This is a genomic window from Halopseudomonas sp. L-58 (assembly GCF_056859475.1).
The window spans coordinates 36,912-59,587 of the sequence record NZ_JBSXON010000038.1 but is presented as its reverse complement, the minus strand read 5'-3'; the positions used below and the strand labels follow the sequence as shown (position 1 = coordinate 59,587).

Below are 22,676 nucleotides of genomic sequence, written 5' to 3'. Positions count from 1 at the left end.
GCCGACCCAAGACGCCTGCCAGCACCCCATTGCATTACCCAGCCCGCTTCGGCAGGCTGAACACCTGCCCACAACCGACGCGCACCATGCTCACAACAAACCTGCTCCGCCTCGGCGTTCTGCTGCTCGCCACCGCGATCCTTGTCGCTTGCCTGATCGCCGCCTGGCGCCCGATGCCCGCAGGCCTGTCTGCCAGCACCCCACTGCGCCCGGCAGACGACGCCCTGCTGCTGTTTGATCAGACCTGGCGCGACAGCAACGGCGACGAACAGATCCGGCAAGAGATCATGAACCATATCCTCGCGCTGATCGGCGAGGCCCGTGAGCTGCTGGTGATCGACATGTTCCTGTTCAACGACTTTGCCGGCACGGACAGCTATCGACCACTGTCGGCCGAACTGACCGACGCCCTGATCCACGCACGCCAGCAGCATCCCGAGATGCCGGTGGTATTGATTACCGACCCGTTCAACACCCTGTACGGCGGTCTTGAACCTGCCCACTTCGCACGACTGCGCGCCGCCGGAGTAGATGTGGTCATGACCGATCTCAGCCGGTTGCCGGCGTCCAACCCGCTGTGGACCGGCATCTGGAGCCTGTGCTGCAGCTACCTGGGCAACAGCACCGAAGGGGGCTGGCTGCCGAACCCGGTTGGCCCGGGCAAGGTCACCCTGCGCAGCTACCTGCACCTGCTGAACTTCCGCGCCAACCACCGCAAGACGCTGGTGGTCGGCACCGGCAGCGAATGGAAGGCACTGGTTACCTCGATGAACCCGCACGATGCCAGCAGCCGGCACGATAACAGCGCCGTGCAGTTCAGCGGCGCCGCGGCGCTTGACCTGCTGCAGACCGAACGCGCCGTCGCGCTGTTGTCCGGCTATCCGGCCGCGATCAACTGGCCGTCTGCACCGGCGCTTGATACCTGGCCCGCGGCTGGCAACCAGCTGCAGGTACTGACCGAGGGCGAAATCGAGGCTGGGCTGCTGCAACTGATCAACTCGGCGCAGGGTAACGACCAGCTCGACGTTGAGGTATTTTACCTGTCGTCACGGCCCATCATTGAGGCGCTGATCGCTGCCCGGGAGCGCGGCGCACGGATACGCGTGATGCTGGACCCCAACCGCGATGCCTTTGGCCGCGAGAAGAATGGCATTCCCAATCGACAGGCGGCATGGGACCTGCACGACGCCGGTATTGAGGTGCGCTGGTGCGCGACCGTCGGGGAGCAGTGTCATCGCAAGTGGGTTCGTCTGGACAGGGCTGACGGCAGTGCCGAGCTGATCACCGGTTCCGCCAACTTCACCCGGCGCAACCTGCACGACCTCAATCTGGAAACCAGCGTACGGCTGGTCAGCCGCAGCGATGACCCGCAGATCAGCACCCAGCGAGCCGACTTCGAGCGTCAATGGCAGAACGCCAACGGTGCGGTCTACAGCCTGCCCTACGCAGACTTTGCCGATCACAGCCGTTGGCGCTATCTGGTCTATCGCGTTATGGAAGCGAGCGGGCTATCAACTTTCTGAGCACCGCTCGGCGCCCATATCCGGGATGGCCGCACCAGCGTGCGGTCAGGACCACGGGCACGGCATGCCGTCCCCCTACAGCTCGGCGAAGCAGGCGGCGATGATGTCCATGCCGGCGTGCAGCTCGACATCGGTCGCGGTCAGCGGCACCAGAATGCGGATAACATTGCCGTATTGGCCACAGGACAGCAGGATCAGCCCCTTGTCCCGCGCGGCGGCAACAATACGGCCGGTCAGATCTGCATCCGGCGCACCATCGGCAGTGAACAGCTCACAGGCGACCATCGCGCCAAGGCCGCGCACATCACCGATACGCTTGTCGTCTGCCGCCAGCGCATTCAGGCGGCCGGTGAGGATCTCGCCCACGGTACGACTGCGCGCCAGCAGGTTTTCCTCTTCAAACACCTCCATCACCGCCAATGCCGCAGCACAGGCCAGCGGGCTGCCGGCGTAGGTACCGCCCAGGCCACCGGGGGCGATGGCGTCCATTACCTCCGCCCGGCCGCACACGCCTGCCACCGGAAAGCCACCGGCGATGGACTTGGCGAAGGTAGTCAGATCGGCAGCGACGCCCATCTGTTCCATGGCGAAGAAGGTGCCGGTCCGGCCAGCGCCGGTCTGCACCTCGTCTGCCACCAGCATGATGCCGTGCTGGTCACAGAGCGCGCGCAGGCGCTGCATGAAGGCCGGGCTGGCGACATAGAAACCGCCCTCGCCCTGCACCGGCTCGATGACAATGGCGGCGATATCCTGCGGCTGGGCGTCGTTCTTGAAAATCCGCTCGATACTGGCAATCGCGTCATCGTCACTGACCCCGTGCAACGGGCAGGGGAACTGGGCGCGATAGACACCACCCGGCATCAGGCCCATACCTGCCGAATAGGGCACAACCTTGCCGGTCATCGACAGGGTCATCATGGTGCGGCCGTGGTAGGCGCCGGTGAAGGCAATCACACCCGCGCGGCCGGTCGCGGCACGGGCGATCTTGACCGCGTTTTCCAGCGCTTCGGAGCCGGTCGTCACCAGCAGGGTCTTCTTCGCGAAGTCGCCGGGTACCTTCTCGTTCAGGCGCTCGCACAGGGCGATATAGGGCTCATAGGCCAGAACCTGAAAACAGGTGTGGGTGAACTGGTCCAGCTGACGGCGCACGGCATCCATCACCTTGGGGTGACGGTGGCCGGTATTGAGCACCGCAATGCCGCCGGCAAAGTCGATGTACTGTCGGCCTTCCACATCCCATACGGTCGCGTTTTCCGCACGCTGCACCGCAATCGGGTGAATCTGGCTTACACCACGCGCGACAGCATTGTGCCGCCGCTGCATCAGGGACTCGTTGGTCTTGCTCATAACCGCCTCGCGGGAAGTAAGGGGAGCAAACGGCTCCCCGTCAGGTTGGTGCACAGGGGCGGCTCAGATGCCGCCCAGACAGAGGTACTTGATCTCGATGTATTCCTCGATGCCGTACTTCGAACCTTCGCGGCCAAGACCGGAGGCCTTCATACCGCCGAACGGCGCGACCTCGGTGGAGATCAGGCCGGTATTGATGCCCACCATGCCATACTCCAGCGCCTCGGCAACGCGGAACACACGGCCAAGATCACGGGCATAGAAGTAGGCCGCCAGGCCAAACTCGGTATCGTTGGCCTGACGAATCACGTCAGTCTCGTCGCTGAAGCGGAACAGCGGCGCCAGCGGGCCGAAGGTCTCTTCGCGGGCCACGGCCATGCTGCTGTCCACGCCGGTCAGAATGGTCGGCTCGAAGAAGAAGCCGCCCAGTTCATGCGGCTTGCCACCAGCGATGACCTTGGCGCCCTTATCGGTGGCATCCTTGAGATGGCGCTGCACTTTTTCCACAGCGCGGGCGTCGATCAACGGCCCGGTCGTGACGCCCGCTTCGGTGCCGTCACCGACCTTCAGCTTGGCCACAGCATCGGCCAGCTTGGCAGCGAATGCGTCGTAGACCGAATCCTGGACGTAGATACGGTTGGCGCAGACGCAAGTCTGACCGGCGTTGCGGTACTTGGAGATCATCGCGCCCTCGACCGCGGCATCCAGATCGGCATCCTCAAAGACGATGAAGGGCGCGTTGCCGCCCAATTCCAGCGACAGCTTCTTCAACGTCGGAGCGCACTGCTCCATCAGCTTGATGCCAACACCGGTGGAGCCGGTGAAGGACAGCTTGCGCACCACCGGGTTGCTGCACAGCTCATCACCCACTTCGCGGGAGCGATCCACATCGGCAGTGACCACGCTGAACAGGCCGGCCGGTACGCCGGCCTGCTCGGCCAGGTGGGCCAGCGCCAGCGCCGAGAACGGCGTTTGCGGTGCCGGCTTGAGTACCATCGCACAGCCGGCGGCCAGCGCCGGACCGACCTTGCGGGTAATCATGGCTGCGGGGAAGTTCCAGGGCGTAATGGCCGCGGTCACACCGACCGGCTCCTTCTGCACCAGAATGCGCTTGTCGGCCTGATGACCGGGAATCACGTCGCCATAGACCCGCTTGGCCTCTTCGGCGAACCATTCCAGGAAGGAGGCGGCATAAGCCACTTCGCCACGGGCCTCGGCCAGCGGCTTGCCCTGTTCTGCGGTCATGATGCGCGCAAGGTCTTCCTGGTTCTGCATCATCAGCTCGAACCACTTGCGCAGTACCTGCGCGCGTTCCTTGGCGGTGCGCTGACGCCATTGCTGCTGCGCCTCGCGGGCGGCTTCAATGGCGCGACGGGTTTCTTCGCCGCCCATGTTCGGCACACTGCCAAGTCGTTCATGGGTCGCCGGATTGGCGATCTCGGTACGGGCGCCCTTGTCGGCCTCGCACCAGTGACCGGCGACATAGGCTTGCTGGCGAAACAGGTCAGGGCAATGCAGTTCCATCCGAAAAGTCCTCGTAACAGGGAGTGCTTCGGCTGTCGTAACGCATTTAAAACAGCCTTGTTTGATATTTCAAACATGCTAAGCGTGCGGACGCGCGCAGGCAATACCCGGACAAAGAAAAAAGCGATGGGCCAATCGATGCCCGCGAACCGGGCACCGGAATCAGGCGGCGGTTTCGCCGTCGAACAGTTCGGGGCGTACCTGCTGACCTTCTTCAAGCAGCCCGGCAACGCGCTGCAAACTGGCCAGCAGCATCAGTTGCTCCCAGTCCGCCAGTTGGCCAAAGCGCTCAAGGAAGGCACCCGGCAGCAGCGCGGGTTCGGCCTGAATGGCCGCCAGCCCCTTTTCAGTCAGGGCCAGATGCACCTTGCGCTTGTCGCTGGTACTGCGCACCCGATGCAACAGGTCGCGACTTTCCAGACGATCAATGATGGTACTGAGCGTGGCTTGCGATACACTCACCTGCCGCGCCAGATCTCCCAGGGTGCTTTCTCCCATGGCCTTGATGCTGTGCAGAATGAGCAGTTGAATGGGCGTCAGGCCACTGTGGCGACCAAGACGCTTGGCGTGAATCTCGCTGGCGCGCTGCAAACGGCGCAGGGCAAGATAAAGATCGTGCATCATATGCATGCGTTATACCTCCCGACGACGAAGACGCTCCTTGCAAAAGTTACAGCAAGAAAAAGAGCATCTCCCAGAAAAACCTTAATAACGCGAAAAGATACACCCAATTTACTTTCACTTCAAAACAATAAGCCTCGTTCGGCTCCCCCAAATCCCCCCTGCCATTCCAGCTGCCCTGACAAGAGCCCCCTGATAGACTGCTGCCAGACACCGCCATTCAGGCGAAACACATCCGATAACAACAGTCCGTGCCGATGAAACCCACTTCGTTCCGGGTCGTGCTCAGCAGCGCGTTGCTCTGCACAACCCACCTCGCGTACAGCGCCCCGGATGCGCTCAGACTGCCCTCCCAGACCGTGCTCGGTGCCAGCGATGACAGCCGTGACCTGGGCCTGCCACTGGCGCGCAGCAGCCTGTTCGCCGAGCAGCTACCAACAGCCAATCTCGGCGCCAACCTGTCCGAGCCCCTGCAAAGGGTGCCGGGCCTGCTTGCGCTGAACCGCCAGAACTACGCCCAGGACGTACAGATTTCATCCCGCGGCTTCGGCGCCCGCGCCCAGTTCGGCGTGCGCGGTGTGCGCCTGCTGCAGGACGGCATCCCTCTGACCATGCCCGACGGCCAGGGCCAGCCGGCATTATTCGATCTCGATAACCTGCAACGCATCGAAGTACTGCGTGGCCCGCTCAGCAGCCTGTACGGCAACGCCTCGGGCGGCATCATTCAGGGCTTCAGCAGCGAAGGCAGCTACTACCCTACCCTGAGCAGCCGCAGCAGCATCGGCAGCGACGGACTCTGGCGAGAACGCCTGAAGTACGGCGCGCAATATGGCGACCTCAATGTCGCCGCCAACATTTCCCGACTCGAAACCGACGGTTACCGCGACCACAGCGAAACCCGCCGCGACATGGCCAACCTGCGTCTGGGCTGGGATATCGACGATGCCTCCAGCCTGACCCTGCTGTTCAGTGCGCTGGACCAGCCGGACACCCAGGACCCGCTGGGCCTGACCGCCGCCGCGCTGGCCGCTGACCGCCAGCAGGCCGTAGCCCAGGCCGAGCGATTCGATACCCGCAAAAGCGTCAGCCACCAGCAAACCGGGATGAACTACCAGCGCCGCCTGGCCAACGATGACCAGATCACCGTGATGGTCTACGGCGGCGAGCGCGACGTGCAGCAGTTTCTGGCTTTCCCCGGCGATTCGCAGTATTCCGGCGGGGGCGTCATTGAGCTTGATCGCCGTTTCGGCGGCAGCGAGCTGGGCTGGCAACGCGACACATCGCTGTTCGCATTACCGGTCACCCTGGCCGCGGGCCTTGGCTGGAATTATCAGGGCGAAGGCCGCAAGGGCTTTGTAAACCAGTTCGGCCGCAAGGGCGGTCTGCAACGTGAAGAGTTCAACCGGGTGGAAAGCCGCGAAGCCTACCTGATCAGCACCTGGCAGCTGGCACCGCGCTGGAGCCTGACTGCCGGCGCGCGCTACAGCAAGGTCAACTTCGATTCCGACGACAAGTACCTGGCCGACGGTCAGGACGACAGCGGTTCGGTCCGCTACGACGAAACCACGCCGGCACTCGGGTTGAGCTACCAGTGGACACCGACCGTCAGCGTCTACGCCGCCGTTGGCAAGGGATTTGAAACACCGACCGCACAGGAGCTGGCCTACCGTCCGAACGGCAGCGGCCTGAATCTGGACCTGCGCCCGAGCACTGCCGATAACGCCGAGGTCGGCTTCAAACTGCGCCGTGACCGGACGCAGATCGATGTGGCGCTGTTCCATGCCCGGGTCGACGATGAAATCGTCGCCGGCGAGCCGCAGCTGAACACTGACCGCTCCACCTATGCCAATGCCGGCAAATCGACCCGTCGCGGCCTTGAGCTCAGCGTCGAGCAGCAGCTTGCCTCAAGCCTGACGGGCTACCTGGCCTACACCTGGCTGGACGCGCGTTTCGACCGCTACATCAACGGTAACGGCGATGATCTGGCCGGCAACCGCCTGCCCGGCGTACCGCGCCACAGCCTCTACGCCGAGTTGGCCTGGCAACCGACCGAACAGGTGAGCACCGCGCTGGAAATGCAGAGCCTGAGCCAGCGCTACGCCAACGACGACAACAGCGCCGACGCCGCAGGCTATGCGGCCTTCAACTGGCGCGCCAGCTACCGCCAGCAGCTCGGCAATCTGCAGCTGGAGCCGTTCGTCCGCATCGACAACCTGAACGACCGCGAGTACATCGGCTCACTGATCGTCAACGGCGCCGGCGCCCGCTACTACGAACCGGCGCCGGAGCGCAGCTGGCTGCTTGGCCTGGACGTAGAGTACCGCTGGGACTGAGCCCAACCATCAGGCGCGGTCGATGCTGACGGCGTCGAACGCCCCGGGCCGGCGCGCCAGCAGCACGAAGATCAGCGCAGCAATGGCCATCATGATCGGCAGTGCGTGGCCGGTCAGCCACTGGCTGACCGCGCCCGTCAGCATCGGCCCGAGCAAACAGCCAAGGCCCCAGAGCATGGCGATGTGGGCATTGGCGCGCACCAGTTCATCATCCCGGTAACGCTGCCCAACCAGAATGATCGACAGGGTATAGAGCGCGCCGGCACTGGCGCCAAACAGCACCAGCACCGGCCAGATCAGCACCGTATGCAGTACCAGCGGCAAGGCAATACTGCTGAGCAGCAATATCAGCCCGCAGAACCTGAACAGCGCGGTGCGCGAGACTCGATCCGCCAGCGCACCAACCGGCACCTGCAGCACCGCATCGCCGACCACCACGGTGCTGACCATGATCAGCGCCAGCTGCTGGGCAAAGCCCTCGCGGATCAGATAAACCGGCAGCAAGGTCAGGGTCATGGTTTCAAACCCGGCAAACAGCACCATCGCCCAGGCAATCGCCGGCAGCTGACGGATGAAGCGGCGCAGGCCACGCCCGCCTGCGGCGGCCGCATCCACCACCGGCGCACCGGAGACGGTCATCAGCATCAGACTGCCGAACACCAGCAGCCCGGTGGACAGCCAGAAACCACTGTCCGCCTCGGTGCCGATAAAGCCCAGCAGCAAAGGCCCGCATAGCTGGCTGAGGGCAAAACCGCTGCCGTATACCGCCACCAGCCGCCCGCGCAGGCGATCCGGCACAATCTGATTGATCCAGCTTTCGCCAAGGATAAAGGTCACCGTCAGCGAAATGCCCAGCACCAGCCGCAGCAGCAGCCAGACCCCATAGCTCGGCCAGATCGCCAGCAGCGCAACCGATACCGCACTGCAGACCATTACCAGGCGCAGGGTATTCTCCGAACCAAGCCGTCCCGCCAGCCGCCCGCTCAAACGCGAGCCCAGCACAATACCCACCGCCGGCATCCCCGCCATGATGCCAATGGCAAAGGTGCTGTAACCCCATTCGTGCAGGCGCAGCGACACCAGCGGCAGGGTCACGCCAAGCGCCAGCCCGACGATCACCACCGCGGCGGTGACAACGGTGTAGGTTTTCCAGTTCATAGGGGTCTCAAGCTGCAAGCTGCAAGCTGCAAGCTGCAAGCTGCAAGCTGCAAGCTGCAAGCTGCAAGCTGCAAGCTGCAAGCTGCAAAAGGATTAGTTGCGCGGCGGGGCCGTCAACGATTGTTTCGTTTTTTACTATGCAAGACTGCGAGACAACCCGCGCAGCACGGTGCTACGCGGGTTTTACTTGCAGCTTGAGGCTTGCAGCTTGCCGCTGCTCCAAGCAGCGCAGCTGCTTAGAGCTTGATCCACGTCGCCTTCAGTTCGGTGTACTTGTCGAAGGCGTGCAGCGACTTGTCGCGGCCGTTACCGGACTGCTTGAAGCCACCAAAGGGCGCGGTCATGTCGCCGCCGTCGTACTGGTTGACCCAGACGCTGCCTGCGCGCAGGGTACGCGCCGCGCGGTGCGCCTTGGACAGGTCGCTGGTCCAGACTGCCGCGGCCAGACCGTAGATGGTGTCGTTGGCAATTTGCATGGCTTCGTCGAAGCTGCTGAAGCCGATGACCGACAGCACCGGCCCGAAGATTTCCTCGCGGGCAATCCGCATGCTGTTGGTGACGCCATCGAACACGGTGGGCTCGACAAACAGCCCGCCGGTTTCTTCCATCACCCGCTTGCCGCCGAGCTTCAGGGTTGCACCGTCGGCGTGACCGGCGTCGATATAGCGCAGCACGGTTTCGATCTGGGTTGTATCGACCAGCGCACCCACGCTGGTATTCGGATCCAGCGGGTGACCCGGTGCCCAGCTGCGCTTGAGCGCCTCAACCACCTTGGCGACAAACGCCTCGCGGATCGACTCTTCCACCAGCAGACGCGAGCCGGCGGTACAGACCTCGCCCTGGTTATAGGCGATAGCGCTGGCCGCAGCTTCCGCCGCGGCATCCAGATCCGGTGCATCGGCGAATACCACGTTCGGACTCTTGCCACCGGCTTCCAGCCAGACGCGTTTCATGTTCGACTCGCCGGCGTAGATCATCAACTGCTTGGCTACGCGGGTGGAGCCGGTGAACACCAGGGTATCGACATCCATGTGCAGCGCCAGCGCCTTGCCGACGGTGTGGCCGTAACCGGGCAACACGTTCAGCACGCCCGCCGGGATACCAGCCTCAACCGCCAGCGCAGCGACACGGATGGCGGTCAACGGAGACTTCTCCGACGGTTTCAGAACCACCGAGTTACCGGTTGCCAGTGCCGGGCCCAGTTTCCAGCTGGCCATCAGCAGCGGGAAGTTCCACGGCACAATGGCCGCAACCACACCGACCGGCTCGCGGGTCACCAGACCCAGCTCGTCGTGGGCGGTAGGTGCCACTTCGTCGTAGACCTTGTCGATTGCCTCAGCGCTCCAGCGGATCGAGCGGGCTGCACCGGGAATGTCGACCGCCATGGAATCGCCAATCGGCTTGCCCATGTCGAGGGTTTCCAGCAGCGCCAGTTCTTCGCCGTGCTGCTCAATCAGGTCGGCAAAGCGCTGCATGATGCGCTTGCGCTGCACCGGCGCCTTGCGCGACCAGACGCCGCTGTCGAACACCGCACGGGCATTGGCCACTGCCAGATCGGCATCGGCCTGATCGCAGCTGGCAATCTGCGCCAGCACGCGGCCGTCGATCGGCGATACACAGTCAAAGGTCTCGCCGCTGAGCGCCGGCTGGTATTGGCCGGCCACAAACGCCTGGCCCTGAATCTGCAGCGCGGCCGCGCGCTGCTCCCAGTCCTGCCGACTGACTGCCTTGCTCATGTTCTGCTCCTTGCTGCTGTTGCGCTGAAGGGAATTGAAATTCCGGCAACAGTAATTCAGTCCGCGGGAATAATTCAATATTTTTGACAAACGATAATAAAAGAACCGCTCTGCTTCGCTTAACACCCCTTTGACGTTTGTTATTTTTGACATAGACTTTCCTGCATCAGCGCCACCGCCCACCCCTCCCGACGATGACGTTGCAGTCTGCCTCACTTCACCCCTCAGCCAGGATTGCATCATGACCAGCTTGCAGCACCCGACACCCGCCCAGGACCTCAGCCTTGACCCGTTCTGGATGCCCTTTACCGCCAACCGTCAGTACAAGGCCAAGCCCAGGCTGCTGGCCAGCGCGTCCGGTGTCTACTACACCGACGTCGACGGGCGACAGGTGCTCGACGGGACCTCCGGGCTGTGGTGCTGCAACGCGGGGCACGGTCGTCGCGAGATCTCCGAAGCCGTCAGCCGCCAGATCCAGCAGATGGACTTTGCGCCCACGTTCCAAATGGGCCACCCGCTGCCGTTCCAGTTGGCCGAGCGGCTGAGTGAGCTGGCCCCGGCAGGCCTGAACCGGGTGTTTTTCACCAACTCGGGGTCCGAGTCGGTCGATACCGCCCTGAAGATTGCACTGGGCTATCAACGCGCCATCGGCCAGGGCACCCGGACCCGACTGATCGGCCGTGAGCTGGGTTATCACGGCGTCGGTTTTGGCGGCGTATCGGTCGGCGGCATGGGCAACAATCGCAAGGCGTTCATCCCGCAACTGCCGGGGGTAGACCACCTGCCACACACCCTGGATCTGGAGCGCAACGCCTTCACCAAGGGCCTGCCGACCTTCGGTATCGAGCGGGCCGAGGCCCTGGAAGCACTGGTTACCCTGCACGGCGCCGAGAACATTGCCGCCGTCATCGTCGAGCCGATGTCGGGCTCGGCGGGCGTCATCCTGCCACCCCAGGGCTATCTGCAGCGGCTGCGCGAGATAACCCGCAAACACGGCATCCTGCTGATCTTTGACGAGGTCATTACCGGTTACGGCCGCGTTGGCGCACCCTTCGCCTCGCAACGCTGGGGCGTCACGCCGGACATCATCACCACCGCCAAGGGGCTGACCAACGGCTCAATCCCGATGGGCGCGGTGTTTGTTGCCCAGCATATTCACGACGCCTTCATGCAGGGCCCGCAGGGGCTGATCGAGTTCTTCCACGGCTACACCTACTCCGGTCACCCGGTCGCTGCCGCCGCCGCGCTGGCAACGCTCGATATCTATGCCAACGAACAACTGCTGACCCGCGCTGCCGAGCTGGAAGACTACTGGGCCGATGCGCTGCACAGCCTGCGTGACCTGCCGAACGTGATCGACATCCGCAACACCGGACTGGTCGGCGCCGTGCACCTGGCCAGTCGTCCGGACGCCCCCGGTGTCCGTGGCTACGAGGTGTTCGATGGCTGTTTCTGGGAAGGCGCAATGGTGCGTTGCAGCGGCGACATCATTGCCATGTCGCCACCGCTGACTGTGGAGAAGGCCGAACTGGATCGTCTGGTCGACACCCTCGCTACCGTGATTCGTCGCACCGCCTGAGCTTGTCCGGCTGCTGTCGGAAACGACGGCAGCCAAAACCTTACAGGGAGCCATCATGAGTATTTCCAGCATCATTGATTTCGCCACTGCCGACACCCCGGCAGAGCACTACCGTCCGGACGCCGCCAAGATCATCAGCGGCGACCCGGCACAGAACGTGCGCAATCACTACAGCAGCCCGGACGGCCAGTTCAGCACCGGTATCTGGGAGGCCGAACCCGGTCACTGGACAGTCAGCTACAGCGAGCACGAGTACTGCGAGATTCTCGAGGGCGAGTCGGTACTGCACGACGCCGACGGCAACAGCCGGGTGCTGCGCACCGGCGACCGCTTCGTCATCCCCGCCGGTTTCAGCGGCAGCTGGGAAGTCCGCGAGCGCACCCGCAAGGTCTACGTGATCTACGAACCGGCCAGCTGATCAGCACCGCCGGTTTGACGTATCACGCCCCACCACCTAGGTTGGAGAAGAAGCCATACGGATACGGCGGGAGCAATTGGTGAGGCGTCTTGTCTTTCTTGTCAGCCTGTTATCACTGTCACTGACGGTACTTCCAGCCTGTGCCCAGGAGCCGGCTCCGCTCGAGTTCGCGCTGGCCGACTTCCCCCCGTACTTCCAGATCGACGACCAGGGGGAGCCTGGCGGCCCGGTGCTGGCGCTGGCCGACGCGCTGTTTGCCGAGGCCGACTTGCCCTTTGCCACACGCGCTTACCCCGCCGCCCGTCTGTACAGCAGGCTGCAGCAGGGGCAAACGACCGTCTCCATGGGCGGCGAAGGGCACCCGGGAATGCTGGTCGGCGCCCTGCAGGGCAATGTCCCGGTGTTCAACCTGGCCCTGAACATCTACCGCAAGCCGCTGCAACCGGCCATCCGCAGCCCGGCGGACCTGGCAGGCAGCAGCGTGATCCTGATTGGCGCCTACCGTTATGGCGCACTCGGCGAACAGCTCAAGGCCCCCGGCGCTCGGGTTCGGATTGCCTACGCCAACAGCCACTCCGGGGCGTTGCAGATGCTGTTGCACAATCGCGCGCCCTATCTGCTCAACTATGACGATCCGATGCGCGGCCTGATCGATGCGCTGCCGGCCGACAGCATTGCCAGTGACCCGCTGGTGCGGATGGATGTCTACCTTTTCATATCCCGCGCCCATCCCGATGCCGAAGGCCTGCGTGATCGGCTGGATGCCGCACTGCGCAGGGTAAAACAGCGCGGCGATGTACAACGGATTCTGGCCGCAGCGCTTTACCGGCAGTGACCTGCAGCCCGGTCCGATTACAAAACACAGTGGTCTAAACGTGACCAGCCGGTTACATTTCTCGTCAGCACTGACATCGAAACCAACAATCCAATAGTCCCATTGATCGGGCAGCGGCTTTCAATAGCCAGGTAGCGCCCGATTACGCCCCTGTTGCAGGAGCTCAGGACACAGCCAGGAGTCCAGTCTGATGTCGCGTTTACCGGTCATTGTCGGCTTCGGCGGCTACAACGCCGCCGGCCGCAGCTCTTTCCACCACGGTTTTCGGCGCATGGTGATCGAGTCCCTGCCCGCTGCCGAGCGGCAGGAGACACTCGCAGGCCTGGCCGTACTGATGAAGCTGGTGAGCGTCGAGAACGATCAATATATCGATACCGATGGCCAGCCGCTGACTCTCGCCGACATCGAGCAGCGTTTTGGCCAGCAGATCCTCGACGGCACCCTGGTACGCCGCATCGAAAAGCGCTATCTGGACGTCGACGCCGCCCACTGGCAAAAGAATCTGACCGTCACCGGTGAAGCCGGCAAGCCCTTCTCCTTCATTACCCTGAGCAAGCAGCTGCCCGAGCCGCTGCCGAGCGACTGGGTGGTTGAGCCGCTGAACGACACCGAAGTCATGGTCACCGTGTATGACGGCTGCGATCTCAAGGTCGACAGCTTCCGCGCCCTGCCGGTGAAGTCGGCCGGCCAGTTGCCCAGTGGCCTGGAGCCCGGTGAGCTGTACGCCTCGCGCTTTCATCCGCGCGGCCTGCAGCTGACCATCGTTGCCGCCACCGACGCCCTGCGCTCGGTCGGCATCGACTGGCAGACCATCGCCAACAGTGTTGAACCCGACGAAGTCGCGGTGTTTGCCAGCAGCGCCATGAGCCAGCTTGACGAAAACAGCTTCGGCGGCCTGATGCAGTCGCGCCTGAAAGGCGGCCGGGTCAGCGCCAAGCAGCTCGCGCTCGGCCTGAACAGCATGCCGGCCGACTTTATCAATGCCTATATTCTCGGCAGCGTCGGCACCACCGGCGCCATCACCGGCGCCTGCGCCAGCTTCCTCTATAACCTGCAAAAAGGCAGCGACATGATCACCAGCGGCCGCGCCCGCGTGGTACTGGTCGGCAACGGGGAAGCGCCGATTACCCAGGAATGCATCGAGGGCTACGGCGCCATGGGCGCGCTGGCCACCGAAGACGGTCTACGCCAGATTGGCGGCAGCGACGAGGTCGACTTCCGCCGTGCCAGCCGCCCGTTCAGCGCCAACTGCGGTTTTACCCTGGCAGAGTCCGGCCAGTTCTTTGTGCTGATGGACGACGCCCTGGCGATGGAACTGGGCGCAGATATTCACGGCGCGGTGCCGGACGTGTTCATCAACGCCGACGGCTTCAAGAAATCGATTTCCGCACCCGGCCCCGGCAACTATCTGACCATGGCCAAAGCGGTCCACGCGGCCATGCAGATCGTTGGCCCGGAGGCGGTGCGCCAGCGCAGTTTCATTCAGGCTCACGGCTCCAGCACCCCGGCCAACCGGGTAACCGAGTCGGAAATTCTCGACCGCGTGGCCGAGGCGTTCGACATCAGCAGCTGGCCGGTCGCGGCGGTGAAAGCCTACGTCGGGCATTCACTGGCCAGCGCCAGTGCCGATCAGTTGGCCGCAACCCTCGGCAGCTTCAAGTACCAGATTATCCCGGGCATCAAGACCATTGATCAGGTCGCCGATGATGTGCACCAGCAGCGTCTGCTGATCAGCACCCGCGATATCGACCGCAGCCAGCTGCCGCTGGAAGTCGCTTTTATCAACTCCAAGGGCTTTGGCGGCAATAACGCCAGTGCCGTAGTGATCGCCCCGACGGTCGTCGAACGGATGCTGAAAAAACGCTACGGGGCCGAGGCATTCGAGGCCTGGCAGCAGCGCCGCGAACAGACCCGCGCCGCGGCCGCGGCCTATGACCAGCGCGCACTCAAGGGCCAGCTGGATATCATCTACAACTTCGGTCAGAACATGATCGACGAGTCGGCAATCGAGATCAGCGACGCGCAGATTCAGGTGCCCGGGTTCAGCAAGGCGCTGACCTTCCGCACCGATGAGCGCTTCAAGGACATGCTGGACTGATTTGACCGCAGGGCACGGCCTGCCGTGCCCCGCTCCCGCCTCAGGCTGCCTCGGCCAGTTTTGCCAGCCATCCGGCTTGCTCGGCTTCACTCAGCAGACTCGCCGTAATGCTGTTGCGCGCCAGCGCAATCGCCTGCTCACGGGTCATGTTCAGGGCATCGCGCACCGCGACAAAGTTGGCCAAAAGATAACCGCCAAAATAGGCCGGATCATCCGAGTTGATGGTGACCTTCACGCCCTGCTCCAGCAACTGCAGGATGTTGTGCTCGCGCATGTCGGCAAATACCTTCAGGCGGGTATTGGACAGCGGGCAAACGGTCAACGGCATCTGCTCGGCGATCAGCCGCTGGACCAGCGCCGGGCTTTCGACACAGCGTACACCGTGATCGATACGCACTACCTTGAGCAGATCCAGCGCCTGTTCAATGTACTCGGCCGGCCCCTCTTCACCCGCATGGGCCACGCAGGCCAGCCCGGCCTCCCGGGCCATGGCAAACACGCGCTGGAACTTGTCCGGCGGGTTGCCCCGCTCGGAACTGTCCAGCCCGACGGCGACGAAATGCTCGCGCAGCGGCAGCGCCTCTTCCAGCGTGGCGATGGCATCGTCCTCACTGAGGTGGCGCAGGAAGCTGAGGATCAGCCGCGAGCTGATACCCAGCTGCCGCTCGCCCTCGGCCAGCGCCCGTGAGATACCGGCCAGTTGCACCGCAATGGGTATACCCCGCACCGTGTGCGTCTGCGGGTCAAAGAACGGCTCGACGTGCACCACACCGTCGGCAGCGCAACGCTGCAGGTAGGCCCAGGTCAGGTCAAAGAAGTCCTGCTCCGTACGCAGGGCATCGGCGCCCTGGTAATAGATATCGAGAAAGTCCTGCAGGTTGCCGAACTCGTAGGCCGCGCGCAGCGCCTCCACATCGGCGTAGGGCAAGGTGATGCCGTTGCGCTCGGCCAGCGCAAACATCAATTCGGGCTCAAGACTGCCCTCCAGATGCATGTGCAGCTCGGCCTTGGGCAACGCGCGGAGAAAATCGGTATCGGGGAAGGACATGGGCAACTCCTGGAATCCTGCTGCACGAACGTGCAGTTCATGCAGCAAAGGATATGCCAAGCGCGGGTTAGCTGTCCTGCAAACTGGCCCTCCTTGTTCTAGCCCGGCCAGTTGCCTAGCTCCTGAATGGCGCGGTTGTTTCGTCAGCTTTTCGCCTTTGCCGGCGAGCCAAAGGGGGCCGCTTGCCCGGCCCCCCTTGGCGATCCCCCCGGGCACCCGACTACGCGGCCCTTCGGGTTCGCTGCGTTGCTCGATTTATCGGGGAGCCACAAAACTCGGCTCTACGAGCCTCAGACATCCTGTGGCTCTTATTCCCGATAAATCTGCGCTACTCGCCCGCGTAAACGGGACAAAACCCGAGTGCACACTCCACCATCCACGCATTCAGCAGCAACACTTGGCGCAGTGCCTCGGCACTCACCCTGAAATGTCGTGAAGTATTGAAGGCAAGCGCGCTAGAGAGCACTCAATTACTTACGAGCCCGAATCGCCGCCATAAACGCAGCCATCTCGGCATCGCGATCGGCAGCAACCTGCTGCACGTTGGGATTCTGCGCCAGCAGTTCCAGCAGCGCTGCACCCTGAGGCAGTTCGGCCTTGAGGTCGATATCGAACAGTTTCTGCGCGACAGTGCAAGCCAGATCAAAGCTGTAGAGGAAGAACAGGTCGGCGATGGTCATTTCGCTGCCGGCCACGTAGGGCGCGAAGCGGGCATGACGGGCCAGGGTGGCAACACCGGCCAGCAACTCGACGCGGGCCTTGTCCTTGATCGCCTGATCGACCTTGCCACCGAAAAACACTTCCATAAAGCAGGAACGGGCCGGCAGTTCGATATACAGCTCGATCTCCTTGGTCAGCGCCCGCACCACCCCGCGCTCATAGGGGTCGCTTGGCAGCAGCGGCTTGCCACCCTGGGTTTCCTCGATGTATTCCAGGATGACATTGGTTTCATTGAGAAAGCCCTTGTCGGTCTCCAGTACCGGAACCTTGCCGCGCGGACTGATTGCCAGAAACTCGGGGTCCTGGCTGCCATGCACGTGATTGATTTCGAACTCGACGCCCTTTTCCAGCAGCCCCAGCTTGACCATGTTGAAGTAGTTGCTGGCGGCAAAGCCGTGTAGTCTGATCATCCTGTTGTTCTCCATTGTTAGGCGGAAGTGGCGACACCGTGACGCGCCCTGATTTGTACCCGCTCAGGTGATAATGCGCCAGTGTCATCATGGCTCTGAATGCGCCAACAACGACACCCGGCTAGACTGACTGCAAACCCGATAAAAAAGGCCCCGCCATGCTGACATCCGACGAAATCATCGAAATCAACCTGCTCAGCCAGTTCAACCTGGCCAACTCCCTGGAAGGACTCAAGATCCACAGCCACGATGCCGATCCGGCGATTGTCGCCGCCGCCGAGCGTCTGTTTGCCAAGGGCCTGATCACCCAGCACGACGGCGGCTATCTGACCAGCCTCGGCCTGGACGCCGCCGAACACAGCCAGACCCTGCTGACCATTCTGCGTACTGCTGCATCCTGACACGCCACATGCAGTCGCACGGTGAAATCCAGCCACGCATTGAAGAGGGCATTGACCGCAAGGCTCTGAATACCCTGCGCAAGCGCTTCATGGCACTCAACGCCACGCGCTTGCGCCGGGTTCTGCAGGCACTGCCCACCAGGCAGTACAACGTACTGCAGCTGATTCCGCTGCTGTTTGACGTCAACTATCCCTTGTTGCCCGGCTTTGTTTCCCGCGACACGCCCTGCGGGCTGGCCAATTTCGAACCGGAAACCGCCAGCCTGCAGGTGGCCCAGAGCCTGACCCGCAGCTTCCAGTACCGCCGCCATCCCGCAGGCTTCACGCCGCACATTCAGGGGCTGTACCTGATGGGCAGTGGCGGTACCATCGGCCAATCCGAACAAAGTGACCTGGATATCTGGGTCTGCCACACCCCCAATCTGTCTGCCGCCCAGCGCGACGAGCTGAGCCGCAAGTGTCAGGCGATCAGCGACTGGGCAGCAACCCAGAGCTGCGAAGCCCACTTCCACCTGGTCGACCCGACCCACTTCGCCCAGGGCGCGCGTGAGAACACCCTCGGCATCGAGGACTGCGGCACCACCCAGCACTACCTGCTGCTGGACGAGTTTTATCGCACCGCCATTTTGCTCGGCGGCCGTTTTCCGCTGTGGTGGCTGGTGCCGGTATACGAGGAGGCGCGCTACGCCCACTACACCGACCAGCTGATCAGCAAGCGCTTTATCAAGCAGGCCGACAGCCTCGACTTCGGCCATGTCGCCAGCATTCCCGCCGGCGAATTTGTCGGCGCCGGCCTGTGGCAACTGTTCAAGGGTATCGACTCGCCCTACAAATCGGTGCTCAAGCTGCTGCTGACCGAGGTGTACTCCAGCGAACACCCGCAGGTGCGCTGCCTCAGTCTGGATTTCAAGCAGGCCATTTTTGCCGGTCAGCTGGACGAGGACGAGCTGGACCCCTACGTCATGCTGTACCGCAAACTGGAGCGTTATCTGGTCAACCGCGGCGAATCCGAGCGACTGGAACTGGTGCGCCGCTGCCTGTACATCAAGGCCAATGTGCGCCTGAGCCGGCGCAGCGGCATGATGGACTGGAAGCGCAATATCATGGAAAAGCTGGTGCGCGAGTGGCACTGGGGCCCGCGTCAGCTGCAGCAGATGGACGACCGCACCCAGTGGCGCATCCGCGAGGTCAGCGCCGAACGTCGCCAGCTGGTCAACGAGCTGACCCACAGCTACCGGCTGCTGTCGCAGTTTGGTCGCAGCCAGGATGTGATCAATCAGGTCAGTGCCCGCGACCTGTCACTGCTCGGCCGTCGTCTGTATGCCGCCTTCGAGCGCAAGGCCGGCAAGATCGAGTTCATCAATCCCGGCATCAGCCCGGATTTGAGCGAACCGGTGCTGACCATCAGCCAGAACCTGTCGGCAGACGAAGGGGAGCCCTACTGGAGCCTCTACCGCGGCACACTGAACGTGCAGGAGCTGAGCGACCATCTGCCACTGAAACGGTCGAGACAGTTGCTGGAGCTGCTGGCCTGGGGGCAGCGCAACGGCGTGATTGACGGGGCTACCCGCTTTGCCCTGCATCCGGGCGACAGCGCCCTGACCGAGTACGAACTCAACAGTATCGTGCATTGCCTGCGCCAGCAGTTCCCGCTGCCGTTGCCGGCACTCACCGAAACCGCCCTGTCGCGCGCCAGCGAGCCGTGCAAGGTAGTGCTGCTGGTCAATATCGGCCTCGACCCGCTACCCGGCAACAGCCAGAAAAACCTGCACCTGATCAGCAGCCATACCGATGCGCTGGGCTACTCGGGGATGCGCGACAACCTGATTCTGAGCATCGATCAGATCACCCTCAACAGCTGGAACGAGCTGCTGGTGCATCAGTACAGTGGCGAAGAAGCCTGCATGCAGGCCCTGCAGGACTACCTTACCAGCGGTCGCGAACATCAGCGCCTGCCCGAGCTGGAGGTACGCTGTTTCTGCCGCAACCGGGCCAGCGCGATCGCCGAACGTGTAGAGCAGCTGTTTCGTGACGCCTCAAACCACCTGCTCTCGGGTCAGCCAGAGCGCTTCCTGCTGCAGTTGCAAAACGGCTACCGTGCGCTGGAATGGCAGGATGAGCAGATCCGCATGCAGACCCTCAGCGACCGTGAACAGCTGCTGCGCTACCTCGGCAAACCCACACCACGCTACAGCAAGCTGGCATTGGACAACTACGCCCTGCAAGGCCAGGATCTGGCGCTGATCCTGCCGCAGGACCAGCCAGGGCGCATCCAGCTGTTCTACCGTCTCAAGCCGCAGGGCTATGCCGAGATCAGCCTGCTGGATGAACGCGGTGCGCTATGGAGCACACGCCAGAGCTACCGCGACGAACAGACCCTGCTGCTGCCGCTGCTGCGGTTTCTGCAGAGCATTCGGCAGCGCCGCCAGGCCAACCAGCCACTGGACAGCAGCGTGAACGAAGGGGATCTGCTGGTATACGCCATTCTGCCGGCCCTTGACGGTCATCCGCTGCGCATCGAGCAGCGCCCACTGCCGCGTGGCGGCATGGATCCCGACATCTACGCGGTCCAGGCGATCGCCGAGCCCGGCGGCAGCCGCGGTCCGCGGGTCACCATTTTCTGCGATCACCGGGAGTTCTCCGAGCTGGAGTACGGCGAACGCCTGTACCGGGAAGTGGCGAGCCATATCCTCGGCCAGCGCCGCCACCGCGAAGCCTATCCGTGCTACATCACCGATCTGGACCTGTCCGCCATCGACCCGGGCGGGCGCATGCAGACCGTTCAGTACCTGCGCTATCGGCAGCAGCTGGAAACGGCATTGAACGACGCCATGCAGGCGCTGGCCTGACGTCCGGCGGGCTCAGCGCGATGCGGCGGAGGGATTCTGCCAGGCCGCGCGGCGCTGCGCGGCTGCATCAATGATCTCGCACTGACGACGGTCGGACGCCTTGCCCCACTCAAGGATTTCATCCAGCAGACGGCCACAGCCCATGCACAGATCGCCGTCCAGGCAGCACTTGCGCACGCAGGGGGAAGGCTGGCGCCCGCGGCTGCTCACAACGACTCCGCGTCGATATCCAGCTCGACATCTTCACCACTGAACTCTTCCAGCACGCCAGCCAGTACCTCCCCCAGCGTGCCTTCACCGCTGTCATGCAACCAGCCGCGCTCGGGATCAAAGTTGAAGTGCAGCGTGCGGTCCGGAGTCGCCAGCCACAGCTCGCGTGACGCCGGCTGGCGGCCGACCACCAGCCGCTGCCCCTCCGGCAGTATCAGCACCAGCGAACCGTCAATGTGCTCCATCTCCAGATCCAGGTCGCCGCCGTCAAGGGCGTGCTCGATCAGGTCCTGCACCCGATCCACGGTCTGGTGAAATGCCGCTTCGCTCATGTCCTGCATTGTCTGTCTCTCATCTGGCTCGGGCGCCTGTGCGCCGTTTTCCGTCCGCCCGGCCGCTGGCTGATGCGTCCGACCGGGTGGCTGGGTATACTGCCGGGTATTCTACCTGTAAGGATTTCAACATGAAGCCATTCGCTGCGGCCCTGTTTACGCTCCTGGTTCTCACCGGTTGCGGTCAGAAAGGCCCTCTCTACCTGCCCGAGGACACGGCTGCCACTTCCGCGGTCCAAACCGAGACCACCGAGCAATCGACCGAGAAGTGATGCATCCATGACCGCGTTTGATTATCGCAACGGCGAACTCTACGCCGAAGGCGTCGCCCTGTCCGCTATTGCCGAGCAATACGATACGCCCTGCTTCGTATACTCCCGTGCTGCCATCGAACAGGCCTATGACGCCTGGGACAGCGCGCTGGAAGGCGTTCCCCATCTGGTTTGCTTCGCCGTCAAGGCCAACTCCAACCTGGGCGTGCTGAACCTGCTGGCCCGCCGTGGTGCCGGCTTCGACATCGTTTCCGGTGGCGAACTGGAGCGCGTGCTGGCCGCCGGCGGTGATCCGGCCCGGATTGTCTTCTCCGGACTGGGCAAGACCGCCGCCGAAATGCGCCGTGCTTTGGAAGTGGGTATCCACTGCTTTAACGTCGAATCCGCCGCCGAGCTGGAGCGTCTGCAGCAGGTCGCTGCGGAGCTGGACGTCAAGGCCCCGGTTTCGCTGCGGGTCAACCCGGATGTGGATGCCAAGACCCACCCGTATATTTCCACCGGGCTGAAGGAAAACAAGTTCGGCATCGACATCGCCCAGGCACCGGCCGTCTACCGCCGCGCCGCCGAGCTGAGTCACATCGAGGTCTGTGGCGTTGATTGCCATATCGGCTCCCAGCTGACCGACGACACGCCGTTTATCGACGCCCTGCAACGCCTGCTGCAACTGATCGACGGTCTGGCAGCGGAAGGCATCAGCATTCGCCACCTCGACCTCGGCGGTGGCCTCGGCGTGACCTACCGTGACGAAGTGCCGCCGAGCCCCGGCAGCTACCTGGCCAAGGTCCGCGAGGCGCTGGCCGGCCGCGACCTGACCCTGGTGTTCGAGCCGGGCCGCTCGATCGTGGCCAACGCCGGTGTACTGCTCACCCGCGTCAACCTGCTCAAGCCGACCGAACACAAGAACTTCGCGATCATCGATGGCGCCATGAACGACCTGATCCGTCCGGCCCTGTACAGCGCCTGGATGGGCATCGATGCGGTCAAGCCGCGCAGTGACGTTGCCGTGCAAACCTGGGATCTGGTCGGCCCGGTCTGCGAGACTGGCGACTTCCTCGGCAAGGACCGCGAGCTGGCGCTGGCCGAAGGAGACCTGCTGGCCGTGCGCTCGGCCGGTGCCTACGGCTTTGTCATGAGCTCCAACTACAACACCCGCCCACGGGCCGCCGAAGTCCTGGTCGACGGCGAAACCACCCATCTGGTCCGTCGCCGCGAAACCGTCGGCGAGCTGCTGGCCGGCGAATCACTGCTGCCCGAGGCCTGAG

The 22,676-nt window shown here is 63.3% G+C and carries 19 protein-coding genes; 10 read left to right on the top strand and 9 right to left on the bottom strand.

Annotated elements, in window-relative coordinates:
* The first annotated feature begins 86 nt into the window (after window positions 1–86).
* Window positions 87–1,523, top strand: a complete 1,437-nt coding sequence (locus AC13EY_RS03540; RefSeq protein ID WP_233048788.1) for a phospholipase D-like domain-containing protein — start codon at window positions 87–89, stop codon at window positions 1,521–1,523.
* Window positions 1,524–1,598: 75 nt separating this feature from the next.
* On the opposite strand, the gene gabT is transcribed toward AC13EY_RS03540, so the two are convergent.
* The 3 genes from gabT to AC13EY_RS03525 form a co-directional block, all read right to left on the bottom strand.
* Complete coding sequence (gabT, locus tag AC13EY_RS03535; RefSeq protein ID WP_233048787.1) at window positions 1,599–2,870, bottom strand: 4-aminobutyrate--2-oxoglutarate transaminase; 1,272 nt, start codon at window positions 2,868–2,870, stop codon at window positions 1,599–1,601.
* A gap of 63 nt (window positions 2,871–2,933) precedes the next feature.
* A complete protein-coding gene (gabD, locus tag AC13EY_RS03530; RefSeq protein ID WP_228245694.1) occupies window positions 2,934–4,394 on the bottom strand; it encodes an NADP-dependent succinate-semialdehyde dehydrogenase in 1,461 nt (486 codons plus the stop codon).
* 162 nt (window positions 4,395–4,556) lie between these two features.
* A complete protein-coding gene (locus tag AC13EY_RS03525; protein WP_088276256.1) occupies window positions 4,557–5,024 on the bottom strand; it encodes a MarR family winged helix-turn-helix transcriptional regulator in 468 nt (155 codons plus the stop codon).
* A 248-nt stretch (window positions 5,025–5,272) separates the two neighbouring features.
* Between AC13EY_RS03525 and AC13EY_RS03520 the strand changes: the two genes are divergently transcribed.
* Window positions 5,273–7,348, top strand: coding sequence for a TonB-dependent receptor family protein (locus tag AC13EY_RS03520; protein ID WP_233048786.1), 2,076 nt, complete (start codon window positions 5,273–5,275; stop codon window positions 7,346–7,348).
* Between the two features lie 9 nt (window positions 7,349–7,357).
* Here AC13EY_RS03520 and AC13EY_RS03515 read toward each other — a convergent pair whose 3' ends face one another.
* Both AC13EY_RS03515 and AC13EY_RS03510 read right to left on the bottom strand, forming a co-directional pair.
* Window positions 7,358–8,506: an MFS transporter gene (locus AC13EY_RS03515; RefSeq protein WP_233048785.1), complete on the bottom strand. Its 1,149-nt coding sequence runs from the start codon at window positions 8,504–8,506 to the stop codon at window positions 7,358–7,360.
* 236 nt (window positions 8,507–8,742) lie between these two features.
* Complete coding sequence (locus tag AC13EY_RS03510; RefSeq protein WP_233048784.1) at window positions 8,743–10,242, bottom strand: aldehyde dehydrogenase; 1,500 nt, start codon at window positions 10,240–10,242, stop codon at window positions 8,743–8,745.
* A 241-nt stretch (window positions 10,243–10,483) separates the two neighbouring features.
* On the opposite strand from AC13EY_RS03510, the gene aptA reads away from it, so the two are divergent.
* The 4 genes from aptA (at window position 10,484) to AC13EY_RS03490 (ending at window position 15,172) form a co-directional block, all read left to right on the top strand.
* Window positions 10,484–11,821, top strand: coding sequence for an omega-aminotransferase AptA (gene aptA, locus AC13EY_RS03505; protein WP_233048783.1), 1,338 nt, complete (start codon window positions 10,484–10,486; stop codon window positions 11,819–11,821).
* A gap of 55 nt (window positions 11,822–11,876) precedes the next feature.
* Complete coding sequence (locus AC13EY_RS03500) at window positions 11,877–12,239, top strand: cupin domain-containing protein (RefSeq protein ID WP_233048782.1); 363 nt, start codon at window positions 11,877–11,879, stop codon at window positions 12,237–12,239.
* A gap of 79 nt (window positions 12,240–12,318) precedes the next feature.
* Window positions 12,319–13,074 (top strand): substrate-binding periplasmic protein, encoded by a 756-nt coding sequence (locus AC13EY_RS03495; RefSeq protein WP_233048781.1) that lies wholly within the window; start codon window positions 12,319–12,321, stop codon window positions 13,072–13,074.
* Window positions 13,075–13,264: 190 nt separating this feature from the next.
* A complete protein-coding gene (locus tag AC13EY_RS03490) occupies window positions 13,265–15,172 on the top strand; it encodes a beta-ketoacyl synthase (protein ID WP_233048780.1) in 1,908 nt (635 codons plus the stop codon).
* A gap of 40 nt (window positions 15,173–15,212) precedes the next feature.
* On the opposite strand, the gene AC13EY_RS03485 is transcribed toward AC13EY_RS03490, so the two are convergent.
* Window positions 15,213–16,220 (bottom strand): adenosine deaminase, encoded by a 1,008-nt coding sequence (locus tag AC13EY_RS03485; protein ID WP_228245686.1) that lies wholly within the window; start codon window positions 16,218–16,220, stop codon window positions 15,213–15,215.
* A gap of 470 nt (window positions 16,221–16,690) precedes the next feature.
* Window positions 16,691–17,350 carry a glutathione S-transferase family protein gene (locus tag AC13EY_RS03480; RefSeq protein WP_228245685.1) on the bottom strand — a complete coding sequence of 220 codons (660 nt, stop codon included), beginning with the start codon at window positions 17,348–17,350 and terminating at the stop codon, window positions 16,691–16,693.
* Window positions 17,351–17,508: 158 nt separating this feature from the next.
* On the opposite strand from AC13EY_RS03480, the gene AC13EY_RS03475 reads away from it, so the two are divergent.
* Window positions 17,509–17,751, top strand: a complete 243-nt coding sequence (locus tag AC13EY_RS03475) for a TIGR02647 family protein (RefSeq protein ID WP_088276268.1) — start codon at window positions 17,509–17,511, stop codon at window positions 17,749–17,751.
* Between the two features lie 8 nt (window positions 17,752–17,759).
* The gene (locus AC13EY_RS03470) at window positions 17,760–20,600 is read left to right on the top strand and encodes a class I adenylate cyclase (protein ID WP_233048777.1); all 2,841 of its coding nucleotides are present in this window, start codon (window positions 17,760–17,762) and stop codon (window positions 20,598–20,600) included.
* A 12-nt stretch (window positions 20,601–20,612) separates the two neighbouring features.
* On the opposite strand, the gene AC13EY_RS03465 is transcribed toward AC13EY_RS03470, so the two are convergent.
* Together AC13EY_RS03465 and cyaY are read right to left on the bottom strand one after the other, a co-directional pair.
* On the bottom strand, window positions 20,613–20,810 hold the full coding sequence (locus AC13EY_RS03465) for a DUF1289 domain-containing protein (RefSeq protein ID WP_088276270.1): 198 nt from the start codon (window positions 20,808–20,810) through the stop codon (window positions 20,613–20,615).
* Window positions 20,807–21,151, bottom strand: coding sequence for an iron donor protein CyaY (gene cyaY, locus AC13EY_RS03460; RefSeq protein ID WP_233048776.1), 345 nt, complete (start codon window positions 21,149–21,151; stop codon window positions 20,807–20,809). Before cyaY ends, AC13EY_RS03465 begins: the two co-directional genes overlap by 4 nt.
* A gap of 122 nt (window positions 21,152–21,273) precedes the next feature.
* Here cyaY and lptM point away from each other — a divergent pair, with 122 nt between their 5' ends.
* Together lptM and lysA are read left to right on the top strand one after the other, a co-directional pair.
* On the top strand, window positions 21,274–21,414 hold the full coding sequence (gene lptM / locus AC13EY_RS03455) for an LPS translocon maturation chaperone LptM (RefSeq protein WP_103904635.1): 141 nt from the start codon (window positions 21,274–21,276) through the stop codon (window positions 21,412–21,414).
* Between the two features lie 7 nt (window positions 21,415–21,421).
* Complete coding sequence (lysA, locus tag AC13EY_RS03450) at window positions 21,422–22,675, top strand: diaminopimelate decarboxylase (RefSeq protein WP_233048775.1); 1,254 nt, start codon at window positions 21,422–21,424, stop codon at window positions 22,673–22,675.
* Window position 22,676: the final 1 nt, after the last annotated feature.